Consider the following 12,226-nt stretch of genomic DNA (forward strand, 5'->3'; position numbering starts at 1 on the left):
ACCGTTTATCACTCACTAACGTTACGATTGTTGCGGTTCTGGCTCACCAGAGTCAGGCAGCTCAATCTGGATCTCATCAACCCGCTGCAGACCGCGTGGCAGCTTGTTACCACGGCGACCGCGCTCGCCACGGTAGTGGTCCAGATCGCTCGGTTTGAGTGTCAGCTTGCGCTTACCGGCATGTAGGGTGACTGCGGCATTTTCAGGCACCACCGCCACCAACTTCACGAACTCTTCACGATTCTTGGCGCGAGCAGCCGGAATGTTCAGCACTTTATTGCCTTTGCCTTTACCCAATTGCGGCAAGCTGGCTAGCGGGAACAGCAGCATCCGTCCTTCGTTAGAAATAGCCAGGCCGTGGCTGTTGTCTAAGTCAGCAACTGCAATCGGCGCCATCGCTTTGCTGCCGCTCGGCAGGGTCAGGTAGGCCTTACCGTTTTTGTTCTTGCTGAGCATATCGGCAAACTTACCGATAAAACCGTAGCCGGCATCGGAGCTTACCAGGAACAACTGCTCCGGCTCTGACATCAGCACATTACAGAACAGCTCACCGGCAGCGATATTAAAGCGGCCAGTCAGCGGCTCGCCCTGGCTGCGGGCCGAAGGCAGGGTGTGGGAGTCGAGCGCATAGCAACGCCCTGCGGTATCGAGGAACACTGCTGGTTGGTTGCTGCGCCCGCGGGCACTCACCAAGTAACTATCACCGGCTTTGTAGTTAAGCGCTTGCGGGTCGATATCGTGGCCCTTGGCGCTACGCGCCCAGCCCTTGTCAGACAACACCACTGTGATGGCTTCATTCGGCATCAGGTCTTTTTCGCTGAGCGCCTTCGACTCTTCACGCTCAACCAATGGCGAGCGGCGATCATCGCCGTAGGTCTCGGCATCGGCCATAAGCTCTTTTTTGATCAGGGTGTTGAGGCGACGCTCACTACCCAGAATAAGCTGCAGCTTATCGCGCTCCTCGGCCAGCTCTTTTTGCTCGGCGCGGATCTTGATCTCTTCCAGCTTGGCCAATTGGCGCAGCTTGATTTCGAGGATGGCTTCGGCTTGCTTGTCAGACAGGCCAAAGCGCGCCATCAGCGCTTGTTTGGGCTCGTCTTCGTTGCGGATGATCTCGATGACTTCGTCGATATTAAGGAAGGCAATCAACAGACCATCGAGGATGTGCAAGCGCGCCAGCACTTTGTCGAGGCGGTATTGCAGACGCTTGCGCACCACATCACGGCGGAACTCCAGCCACTCACTGAGGATCTGGGTCAGCCCCTTCACCTGTGGGCGGCCATCCAGCCCCAGCATATTCAGGTTAGCGCGATAGTTACGCTCCAGATCGGTGGAGGCGAACAGATGGTTCATCAGCTGTTCAACATCGACCCGGTTAGAGCGCGGCACCACCACGATGCGGGTGGGGTTTTCATGGTCAGACTCATCACGCAGGTCCACCACCATCGGCAGCTTCTTAGCCTGCATTTGAGCGGCGATCTGCTCGAGGATCTTGGCGCCTGAGGTTTGGTGCGGCAGTGCGGTAATGACCACCTCACCATCTTCAATGGTGTACACCGCGCGCATCTTGATTGAGCCGCGACCGCTTTGGTAGATCTTCTTTAGCTCGCTGCGCGGGGTGATGATCTCGGCTTCGGTCGGATAATCCGGCCCTTGCACATGCTCTAGTATCTCATCGAGCTCGGCCTTAGGCTTGTCCAACAGCACAGTACAGGCCTTGGCGACCTCACGGGCATTGTGCGGCGGAATATCGGTGGCCATACCCACCGCAATACCGGTAACACCGTTAAGCAGAATATGCGGCAGGCGCGCGGGCAGGCAGCGCGGCTCCTTCATAGTGCCATCAAAGTTGGGGATCCACTCACAGGTCCCCTGCCCCAGCTCACTGAGTAGTACTTCGGAGAACTTGGACAGACGCGCTTCGGTATAACGCATCGCGGCGAAGGATTTAGGGTCATCTGGGGCGCCCCAGTTACCTTGGCCGTCAACCAGCGGATAGCGGTAAGAAAATGGCTGAGCCATCAACACCATGGCTTCATAACAGGCGCTGTCACCGTGGGGGTGATACTTACCCAGTACGTCACCCACGGTACGCGCCGACTTCTTGTATTTGGCAGTGGCGCTCAGGCCCAACTCCGACATGGCGTAGATAATACGCCGCTGAACCGGCTTCAGGCCGTCGCCGATATGTGGCAGGGCCCGATCCATGATCACGTACATGGAGTAGTTCAGGTAGGCCTGTTCGGTGAACTGGCTCAGTGGCAGGCGTTCAATACCTTCCAAACTGAGCGTGCTGGCATCTGTCATGCTCTAAACTAACCTTTTGTCTAACTTGATAAAACTTCTGCCGCCCGTTCATATTGCCAGAAGGTCTCGGCACGGGCGGGCTTACCGATATAGTAGCCTTGGGAGTAATCCACCCCCAGTTCGATAAGCTGTTGATTTAATTCGCTGCTCTCCACAAACTCGGCCACGGTTTTGTGGCCCAGCTGGGAGGCAATATTGACCAGCGCCTGGATAAACACCTTGTTGGCGTGGTGCAGCCCGGCTTCCCGTACAAAGGAGCCGTCGATCTTGATGTAATCCAGCGGCAATTGTTTGAGCGAATGGAACGACGAGTAGCCGACCCCAAAATCATCCAAGGCAATCGCACAACCGAGCTCCTTCAAGCGGCGGATATGCTCTTCGGCCTGCTGTAGGTTGGGCAGCGCAGCGGTCTCGGTGATCTCAAAGATAATCATCTCACCGGGAATGTTACGGCTGTCGAACTCCCGGGCAATCCGCGAGATCACCCGTTCACTACAGAACGAGCGCGCCGACAGGTTAATCGCTAACTTGTCATGGCAGCCCATCTGTAGGTTGTCTTGCATCTGTTGTAGGGCGCGTTGCACCACCCACAGATCGATATGCTCGACCCTGCCACTCTTCTCGGCGGCCAGAATAAGCTGATAAGGCGAGTGCAGCGCACCGTCTTCGTCGCGCACCCGCAGCAGCACCTCGTAGTGCTCCACCCGGTTGCTCAGGTTATTCATGATCGGCTGAAAGTGCAGCTCCAGCGCATCGCGCTCGATACAGTGCTGAGCTAAGTCCAGCCAGTAGTGACGCTGGGCCAGCGCCTTGCTTTCATGACGCACCTGGAAGCTGACCACACAGTTTTTGCCGTTCTCTTTGGCCTGATTCACGCTGATATCGGCCTTGCCCATCAGCTCTTCATAGGACACGCCATGTTCCGGCGAGGCGACAATCCCGACACACGCCGCGGCGCTGTGGATGATGTTATGCCCCGGCACATGCACCTGGTCGAACAGCGAGATGATTCGCTGCGCCACGGTGCGGGCACTGTTCTCGTCGGTATCTTCGAGGAATACCGCAAACTCATCGCCGCTGATCCGCGCCATCAGCACGTCATCGGGCAGCATCCGCTTCAAGGTCACCGCCACCCGGCGTAATAGCTCATCACCGGCGCTATGGCCGCTGATATCGTTCACTAACTTGAAGTTATCCAAATCGATCAGCAGCAAGCTTCCCGAACACTCATCTTGCAGCCGCTGGGTGAGCTCGCGCTCAAACTTACGCCGGTTGGGCAATGCTGTCAGGCTGTCAAAGTTGGCCACCCAGTCGAGCTCTTCGGCGCGCGATTTAAGCTGCTGCTCCAGGGTTTCCAGCTGGTAGGAGAGGCGGATCAGCGCGCTGTCTAGCTGGCCGGATTCATCGCTCATCCAGCGCTTACCGTGGCGCTGCAGGTTGCTGCGAAACAAGCTGTGGGAAGAGCGCCCCAATAGCGGCAAGCTTATGATAGTACGGCGAATTCTAGTCAGTGGTGGGTGCAGGATCACCGCTACAATCAGCAATGAACAGGCCAACAACATCGCGCCAAACAGCAGATTGTTACGGTCGGCTTGATCAAACTGCGCCAGCTCCGATGACACATCGTTGAGCAGCAAGTAGTAAAGAGGTTGCTCATAGCTGGTGCTGGTGATCGCCAGACTATTCACCTCACTCGGACCTATCGGCGTATCCACTACCGGTGAGCCATCGACAATCTCGCTCAATTGATAACGCTGCAGCAACTCCACCAAGAAGGACTGATCCTCATTGGGTACGTTGCTATAGAGCAGGCGCGGCTTGCCCGCGTCATCCTCAGAGACAATTAAATAATAGGCGGCATCGATGGCGGGCTGATAACGCAGCATTTTGGCCAAATCAACCCGGTAAAACACCTTTAAGGGCGCAGCGTTAGGCCGTTCCAGCTTTGCCACATACAGCATCGAGCAGTAGGATTGACAGTCAACCAGCCAGTTCACTTGCTCCGGCTGGTAAGTTACCGCATGCATCCAGCGCCCCGCTCCTTCGCTTTGTTCAAAGTCGCCATACTGCAGGGCTTGCCCAGCGCTATGATCGAGGGTGAGCATGCCAGATACGGGAAGATTGGAGTGAGTTAGCAGACTATTCCAGTAATCGGCCATCGCCTGCTTGGCGCTGCGGTTTGTCCCTTCGAACATCACCTGCTGCGCCGCAGTCAGGGATTGAAGACGCTCAGACAGCTCGCGATAGTAGGCCTCTAAGCGCACCGCATTGCTTTGGTGTTGCTGCTGACGATGCACCTGAAACAACTCGCTCAGGTTATCCCTGTTGAAGCTGATCATGCCGATCTGCGCAATAAGCAGCACGCTGAATAACACCAGCAGCGCCTTGTTTGCCAAACCTAATCGCAACGGTTGCATCGCCATCCCTAGTATTTAGTTAAGTTCGGTAGCCATATTGCCCTTGGTTTCCAACCACGAGCGGCGATCTGAGGATCGCTTCTTGGCCAACAACATATCCATTAACGCCAAGGTTGCCCCTTCATCATCGATGGTCAGCTGAACCAAGCGACGGGTATTGGGATCCATGGTGGTTTCGCGCAGCTGAAGCGGGTTCATCTCACCTAAGCCTTTGAAGCGCTGAACATTTATCTTACCACGCTTTTTCTCGGCTTCGATCCGGTCGAGGATCCCCTGCTTCTCTTCTTCATCCAGCGCATAGAACACTTCTTTGCCGACATCGATGCGGTACAGCGGCGGCATCGCCACATACACATGCCCGCCTTCCACCAACGCCCGAAAGTGGCGGGTAAACAAGGCACACAGCAAGGTGGCGATGTGCAGACCATCCGAGTCGGCATCGGCCAGAATACAGACCTTGCCGTAGCGCAGGCCACTTAGGTCTTGGCTATCTGGGTCGATACCGATGGCCACCGAGATATCGTGTACCTCCTGTGAGCCAAGCACTTCAGCGGCGTCCACCTCCCAGGTATTGAGGATCTTACCGCGCAGCGGCATTACCGCCTGCATCTCGCGGTCACGCGCTTGCTTGGCACTACCGCCTGCCGAGTCACCCTCCACCAAGAACAGCTCACCTTCGAGCGGGTCTTGGGTAGAACAGTCAGTCAGCTTACCGGGCAGAGCCGGGCCACTGGTCACTTTTTTGCGAGCAACCTTTTTGCGTGAACGCATCCGCGCCTGAGCATTGGAGATACACATCTCCGCCAGCAGCTCAGCCTGATCGGTATGGGTGTTTAGCCACAGACTGAAGGCATCTTTCACCACCCCGGAGACAAAGGCGGCGCTCTGGCGTGACGATAAACGTTCTTTGGTTTGACCAGCAAACTGTGGGTCTTGCATCTTCACCGACAATACGTAGCAGCAGCGATCCCATACATCATCGGGGCTGAGCTTCACCCCGCGCGGCAGCAGATTGCGGAACTCACAGAACTCGCGCATTGCATCCAATAGGCCTTGGCGCAGGCCGTTCACGTGAGTACCACCGTGCGCGGTGGGGATCAGGTTCACGTAGCTTTCGGTAATCGCTTCGCCGCCCTCTGGCAGCCAGCTGACCGCCCAATCCACCGCCTCTTCGTTGCTGGAGAAGGCGCCGGTAAAGGGCTCTTCCGGCAGACTGACGTACTCGCTAAACGACTGGGCTAAGTAATCTTTCAGGCCGTCTTCAAAACACCATTCATCGACTTCCTTGGCCACCAAGTCGTTGAACTTAATCGATAAGCCCGGACAAAGAACGGCCTTGGCACGCAGCAAGTGGCGCAGGCGAGAGGCAGAGAACTTGGGGCTGTCAAAGTAGCTGGCAGTGGGCCAAAAGCGCACAATGGTCCCGGTGTTGCGCTTACCCACGCTGCCGGTCACTTCCAAGGCTTGCACGGTATTGCCATGCTCGAAGGCCATTTCAAATAGCTGGCCCTCGCGCTTAACCTGTACCTCTACCCGGCTAGAGAGCGCATTCACCACCGAGATCCCCACACCATGCAAACCACCGGAGAACTGGTAGTTCTTGTTGGAGAACTTACCACCAGCATGCAGGCGAGTGAAAATCAGCTCCACACCGCTGATGCCTTGCTCGGGGTGGATGTCGGTGGGCATGCCACGGCCGTCATCCTGAACCTCAATGCTTTGGTCGGGGTGTAAGGTCACGATAATCGATTTAGCATGGCCGGCCAGCGCCTCGTCGACACTGTTATCAATCACTTCCTGGGCCAAATGGTTAGGACGGGTAGTGTCGGTATACATGCCGGGACGGCGTTTTACCGGGTCCAGACCACTGAGAACTTCAATCGAATCGGAATTGTATTGTTCAGCCATAGCAACTTAATCAAATAAAAAACTGAGAATATCTGGGCAATAACGCTGAAAGCCCTGAAAACTGTGGTCACCGCCCTGCTCTATGGTGAGACGTGCCCGCGCATATTCGCGCTCGGCCAGACGATAATCCAAAATTTCATCATCGGTTTGCAGCAACACCCACAGCCGCGAAGCGCAGCTAAGTTCTGCTACTTCCAAAGCACGCAGCTCGTCGATATGCTGCGGCTCCAGCTGGTAGTGCTGCTGGGTGTAGGGGTTGAGCTGCGGCCCAAGGTAGTCCTTGAGCAGGTTATAGGGCTGTACGGCAGGGTTGATTAACACCGCCCGCGCACCGAAGTGCTCGGCGACACGGGTCGCCAAAAAGCCTCCCAGTGAACTGCCGATAACCCCTAATGGCCGCCCCTGATGAGCGCGAACTAATTGCTCAATCTGCCGCCAGGCATCCATGGGATGACAGGCCAGCTGTGGGCATAACCACTCAATGCCTTCCCGCTGCGCCACCAAGGTGCGCATCTGCTCCGCCTTCAGCGACTGTGGCGAGCTGTTAAAGCCATGCAGGTATAGCAGGACCGGAGAGGCGCTCACCTAGTAGCCTTTCGATTTCGGGTCAGGCAAGAAGCTCTTGTCAGGCAAGCGGCGCACCCGGGTAGAGATCGAGCCATCACGGCACAGCTTGATATAGCGCCAGCCCGGCTGCTGATGATCCAAGGCAAACGCCGCCGATAGCGGTAAGAACTGAATACAGGTGCTGGGGCTGGCAAACACCGCCAACTTGCCGCGCTGGAACTCGAAGTTCTGATGGACATGGCCACACAGCACCCCACGCACCTTGGGATAGCCATCGATGATGCTAAAGAAATCTTGGGCATTCTTTACATCATGTTGGTCCAGCCATTTGCAGCCGACCGGCACGGTGTGGTGATGCATCACAATCAGCACATATTTTTCGGGATGGGCCTTTAGGGCCGCTTCCAAACGCGCCAGCTCGGCCTCTGCCAACATCCCATGAGGCTTACCACTCACCTGAGTATCCAGCATGATCACTTGCCAAAGCTCGCTAACCAGGTGCTTTTGCGGCAACAAGCCCCACTCGGGCAGGCGCTGCATATGCTGTTGCTGGTCATGGTTGCCGGGCAGGTAAAAACAAGGCTTGTTAAGAAGGCTTACCACATCGGCAAAACGGCGATAGGACTCTTCGGTATGGTCCTGCGAAAGATCACCAGTTGAGAGCACATAGTCGAAATTGGATTGATCTTTTGCAATGGCATCGATGACGGCAGAGAAGCTCCGGTAGGTGTTAACCCCGAGTAACTCGGTTCGCTCACTTGCGAACAGGTGCGGGTCGGTCACTTGCAACAACCTTACGGCACCGTCATCGGCTTGATTAATCTCTATTTTTTCAAAAGTCACAATACTATTTAATGATCCGAGCCAGTACTCGGCTCAATGCTAATTCGTTGTTTTAAACAAAATGCCAACCAGTCGTTAAGGAACTGATTTACTTGGTGCTTTTCATCCCGATGAAGCATTTTCTTATTCGGGTAATCATAGCGCGGCTGTAGACGATAAATCTGCTGACTTGCACACACTTCAGCCAAACGCGCATCATGGTACAGCCGAACCAGCAGATGCGGTTGCAAATACGCCAGCTGGCCCTCGCCCGCCTGGGTAATTTGAAGTAGCGAAGTATACCGTGTTTGTTCCAGATAGTGCAGCAGATAGCGGCTCCCCACCAAGGTGCTGACATCCAAGCGGCTGCCTGCCTTTTCATCCATTGGGAACAAGCGGTTAAGCAAGATGTAGTTCGCCGAATAGAGCTGCATTAGCTGGTCGAGATTGACATGGTATTTTCTCCCCATTGGGTGACTCTCTTATGACAACCTGCGCGTTTACAGCCAGCGCTCTCGTACCTCGGTTAAATTAAGCTGCAACCACTGCAACGCGATGACCGCAGCGGCATTGTCCACTCGCCCTTGTTGCACCCAGGCAAAGGCCTCTTCCCGGCTCACCACTTTCACTTGGATGTCTTCATCCTCATGGGCCAAGCCAAAGTTACCGCCCGCTTCGCTGGCGTCCACTTCCCCCACATACAAGTATATGCGCTCGCTTAGGCCACCCGCGCCCGGTAGAAAACTCGGTAACGGCAGCACTCGTCCAACCTTTAGCCCGGCCTCTTCCTCGGCTTCACGCAGAGCCACCTCTTGAGGGGGCTGGTTGCTGTCGAGCATACCGGCCACAATCTCGAGCAGCCAAGGCGAGCTAGGGCTCTCGAGGGCACCGATACGAAACTGCTCAATCAGTACCACGCTATCTAGCTTGGGGTCGTAGAGCAAAATGGCAGCGGCATGACCGCGGTTCAAACACTCGCGGGTAAACCAAGGACTCCACCCACCGGCATACAAGCGATGGCGTAGCGTAAAACGTTCCATCTTGAAAAAGCCCTGATAGACCGTTTCTTTTGCTTTGATTTCGACGTCTTGGCGGGTAAACGCGATATCGTCCTGCTCGTTATCAATCATGCTATTCCTGTCTCATCCTTGCATATTTCTATAATTTACCCAACTTTACTTACTCAACAGAGGTTTAGCGCTAGTGCAGCTTAACTTTAAAAGTTAAGCTGTTGTACACTTTGTGCTTACACCGAGAAGCAGATTCTGTCTGGATAGTGTAAGCAAATACTCAGATATCAATCCATCTTAAATCAACTTTGCCCCGTTTATGGGGGCGAAAAGGATAAAGGTAATGAACCTAAAACAACGCTCTCTTGTTGCAGCCTGCGCCCTAGGCTTGCTGGGTGGGCAGGCCTACGCTGATGACCTGCTGCAAATCTACCAGTTGGCGCAAACCAAGGATCCGGTAATCCTTCAAAGTAAAGCCCAGCGAGATATTGCCTTCGAGCAGATCAGCGAATCCCGTGCCAGTTTGTTACCACAGGTTGCCGTATCAGCCGGTCTTAGCTTCACCGCTGTAGACAGCGATGTGGATAGCGTTACCAACACCAACGCAAGCCTTGGACTATCGCAATCGATTTACTCTAAAACCTTGTGGACCACGCTGAGCCTGAGCGAAAAGTCAGCCACCCAAGCCGATGCCGCCTATGCCGCTCAGCTGCAGAACCTGATTATTCGTGTCAGCAGCGCCTACTTTGACGTGCTACGCGCCCAAGACAACCTGAGCTTCGTACAAGCCAACAAAGAAGCGGTTGGCCGCCAGCTCGAGCAAACCAAGCAGCGCTTTAACGTGGGCTTGACCGCCATCACTGATGTGCACGAAGCGCAGGCCGAATTCGACCGTACCTTGGCCTCTGAGATTCAAGCGCAAAACCAGCTGTCGAACAGCTATGAAGCGCTACGCGTGCTGACCGGCGTTGAGCACCGCAACCTGAATATCTTGAACACTGAGCGTTTCACGCCTGCGCCGCTAGATAACGGCCGCCAGTACTGGCTGGATACCGCCACTGACCGCAACCTGGAGCTAAACGCCCAGCGTATCGCCAAAGAGATTGCTAACCAGCAGATCGACTTGGCGCAATCGGCATATGGCCCGACTCTGGATTTAGCTGCTGGCATTGGCTACGACCGTAACGACTACGGCAACGAAACCCTGTTCCAGAGCAACAACGACACCACCAGCGGTAACATCGGCCTGCAGTTCAACATGCCGCTCTACACCGGTGGCGCGATTAACTCGCGGGTGAAGCAAGCACAGTTTAACTATGTATTGGCCTCAGAAGCCCTTGAGCAAAGCTACCGCTCTGTACAGAGCACCGTAAGCTCGGTAGTTAACAACGTCAGTGCCAGCATCGGTTCAGTACGTGCCTTCGAGCAGACAGTAGTGTCGTCTAACAGTGCACTAGAGGCGACTGAAGCCGGCTTTGAGGTAGGTACCCGTACCATCGTTGACGTACAAGATGCCACCCGTAACCTGTTCTCTGCCAAGCAACAGCTGGCCGATGCACGCTACGACTACATCTTGAATATGCTGGCGCTTAAGCAAGCGGCCGGTACCCTGAGTGAAGAAGACCTGATTGCAGTAAACAACGGTCTGATGCCTCAGTAATCGCGGCAATCAGATGCAAAAAAGGAGAAGCTAAGCTTCTCCTTTTTTATTGCCTGCAGTTACTGATTCGGCTCAGTTTTGCTGGCGGATCACATTGATGATCTCAGAGGTCGAACAGCCATCTTCAAAGTTAAGGACTTTGACCTCGCCGCCATTGGCAATCACTTCCTTGCCACCAGCGATCTCTTCTGGCTTGTAGTCACCGCCTTTTACCAGCAGGTCCGGCAGTACGCCGCCAATCAAACGCTGTGGCGTGTCTTCTGAGAAGCTTACTACCCAGTCTACCGCGCCCAGGCCTGCCAATACCGCCATCCGGCGATCCACCGGGTTAACCGGGCGGCCATCGCCTTTGAGGCGACGCACTGAGTCGTCATCATTAACTGCCACAATCAGTCGTTGGCCGAGCTTTTTAGCGTGGTTGAGGTAGCTCACATGACCGGCGTGCAGGATATCGAAACAGCCGTTGGTCATCACTACCTTCTCACCGCGGCGCTTGGCGGCATCCACCGCAAACTTAAGTTGTTGCTCGGTCAGTACACCAAAGCCGGTCTCTTGGCTACCATGAATAGCATTGGCCAACTCAATGGTCGACACAGTAGAGGTACCCAGCTTGCCAACCACGATACCCGCTGCGGCGTTAGCAATCGCACAGGCCTCATCCAGTTCGGCACCAGCGGCCAGCGCACTCGCCAAGGTTGAAATTACAGTATCGCCAGCACCGGTGACATCGTACACCTCTTGCGCCTGAGCTGGCAGGTGTAGCTCGTCCTGACCTCTACGGATCAGGGTCATACCGTTTTCGCTACGGGTCACCAACAGCGCTTGCAGGTCCAGATCTTCGATAAGCTTCAGGCCACGGGCCACAATGTCGGCTTCATCGACACACTTACCAACAACCGCTTCAAACTCACCAAAGTTAGGGGTGAGCAGGGTGGCGCCGCGGTACTTGCTGAAGTCGCTGCCTTTCGGGTCGACCAGCACTGGCACCTTGTGCTCGCGCGCTTTGCTAATCAAAGACTGCACCTGCGACAGAGCACCTTTGTTGTAATCTGACAGGATCACCACCTGATGCTCAGCAATCTGCTTATCAAAGTGGCTAAGTAGCTGGCTGGCATCCACACCATGGAAACCTTCCTCGAAGTCCAAGCGGATCAGTTGCTGGTGACGGCTTAGCACCCGCAGCTTGGTAATGGTCGGATAATCTTCGTAGGCAGCAAACTGGCAGTTCACGCCAATCGCTTCCAGGCTGCCACGCAGCGCATCCGCCGCTTCGTCCTGTCCACTCATACCCAGCAGGGTCGACTGCGCCCCCAGAGCCACCGAGTTAAGCGCAACGTTGGCAGCACCGCCCGGGCGCTCCTCAATTTGCTCAACTTTAACTACCGGTACCGGCGCCTCGGGAGAGATACGGCCAGTGGGTCCATGCCAGTAGCGATCGAGCATAATATCGCCCACTACCAAGACCTTCGCTTGCGAGAATTCAGGAAGGATCACGCGCATTGTTCTGCCTCGTCGAAAAAAAAACCCGGAGAGTT

The 12,226-nt window shown here is 55.3% G+C and carries 9 protein-coding genes; 1 reads left to right on the forward strand and 8 read right to left on the reverse strand.

Translation table 11 applies throughout. From position 1 onward, the window contains the following. Window positions 1-21 precede the first annotated feature (21 nt). The 7 genes from parC to nudF are packed head-to-tail and all read right to left on the reverse strand — an operon-like array spanning window position 22 to window position 9,151. Complete coding sequence (parC, locus tag G461_RS0112525; RefSeq protein WP_026972100.1) at window positions 22-2,307, reverse strand: DNA topoisomerase IV subunit A; 2,286 nt, start codon at window positions 2,305-2,307, stop codon at window positions 22-24. 20 nt (window positions 2,308-2,327) lie between these two features. After that, window positions 2,328-4,724: a putative bifunctional diguanylate cyclase/phosphodiesterase gene (locus G461_RS25570; protein ID WP_026972101.1), complete on the reverse strand. Its 2,397-nt coding sequence runs from the start codon at window positions 4,722-4,724 to the stop codon at window positions 2,328-2,330. A gap of 15 nt (window positions 4,725-4,739) precedes the next feature. Continuing rightward, on the reverse strand, window positions 4,740-6,632 hold the full coding sequence (gene parE / locus G461_RS0112535) for a DNA topoisomerase IV subunit B (RefSeq protein WP_026972102.1): 1,893 nt from the start codon (window positions 6,630-6,632) through the stop codon (window positions 4,740-4,742). A 6-nt stretch (window positions 6,633-6,638) separates the two neighbouring features. Beyond that, window positions 6,639-7,217, reverse strand: a complete 579-nt coding sequence (locus G461_RS0112540) for a YqiA/YcfP family alpha/beta fold hydrolase (protein ID WP_026972103.1) — start codon at window positions 7,215-7,217, stop codon at window positions 6,639-6,641. Then, window positions 7,218-8,042 (reverse strand): 3',5'-cyclic-AMP phosphodiesterase, encoded by an 825-nt coding sequence (gene cpdA, locus G461_RS0112545; RefSeq protein ID WP_051333551.1) that lies wholly within the window; start codon window positions 8,040-8,042, stop codon window positions 7,218-7,220. Window positions 8,043-8,050: 8 nt separating this feature from the next. Then, window positions 8,051-8,491, reverse strand: coding sequence for a DUF1249 domain-containing protein (locus tag G461_RS0112550; protein ID WP_026972105.1), 441 nt, complete (start codon window positions 8,489-8,491; stop codon window positions 8,051-8,053). A gap of 30 nt (window positions 8,492-8,521) precedes the next feature. Next, a complete protein-coding gene (gene nudF / locus G461_RS0112555; protein WP_026972106.1) occupies window positions 8,522-9,151 on the reverse strand; it encodes an ADP-ribose diphosphatase in 630 nt (209 codons plus the stop codon). Window positions 9,152-9,374: 223 nt separating this feature from the next. Between nudF and tolC the strand changes: the two genes are divergently transcribed. Further along, window positions 9,375-10,691, forward strand: a complete 1,317-nt coding sequence (tolC, locus tag G461_RS0112560) for an outer membrane channel protein TolC (protein WP_026972107.1) — start codon at window positions 9,375-9,377, stop codon at window positions 10,689-10,691. A gap of 72 nt (window positions 10,692-10,763) precedes the next feature. Here the strand turns inward: tolC and hldE are convergent, their stop codons facing one another. After that, entirely contained in the window at window positions 10,764-12,191 is a 1,428-nt protein-coding gene (gene hldE, locus G461_RS0112565) for a bifunctional D-glycero-beta-D-manno-heptose-7-phosphate kinase/D-glycero-beta-D-manno-heptose 1-phosphate adenylyltransferase HldE (protein ID WP_026972108.1), read from the reverse strand. Window positions 12,192-12,226 lie beyond the last annotated feature (35 nt).

Origin of the sequence: Aliagarivorans marinus DSM 23064, from assembly GCF_000429485.1 — a bacterium.
In the GTDB taxonomy this organism is placed as follows: domain Bacteria; phylum Pseudomonadota; class Gammaproteobacteria; order Enterobacterales; family Celerinatantimonadaceae; genus Aliagarivorans; species Aliagarivorans marinus.

Coding starts and splice junctions, on each gene's coding strand:
- parC (WP_026972100.1), bottom strand. CDS start 2,307: ATGACAGATGCCAGCACGCTCAGTTTGGAAGGTATTGAACGCCTGCCA.
- G461_RS25570 (WP_026972101.1), bottom strand. CDS start 4,724: ATGCAACCGTTGCGATTAGGTTTGGCAAACAAGGCGCTGCTGGTGTTA.
- parE (WP_026972102.1), bottom strand. CDS start 6,632: ATGGCTGAACAATACAATTCCGATTCGATTGAAGTTCTCAGTGGTCTG.
- G461_RS0112550 (WP_026972105.1), bottom strand. CDS start 8,491: ATGGGGAGAAAATACCATGTCAATCTCGACCAGCTAATGCAGCTCTAT.
- nudF (WP_026972106.1), bottom strand. CDS start 9,151: ATGATTGATAACGAGCAGGACGATATCGCGTTTACCCGCCAAGACGTC.
- tolC (WP_026972107.1), top strand. CDS start 9,375: ATGAACCTAAAACAACGCTCTCTTGTTGCAGCCTGCGCCCTAGGCTTG.
- hldE (WP_026972108.1), bottom strand. CDS start 12,191: ATGCGCGTGATCCTTCCTGAATTCTCGCAAGCGAAGGTCTTGGTAGTG.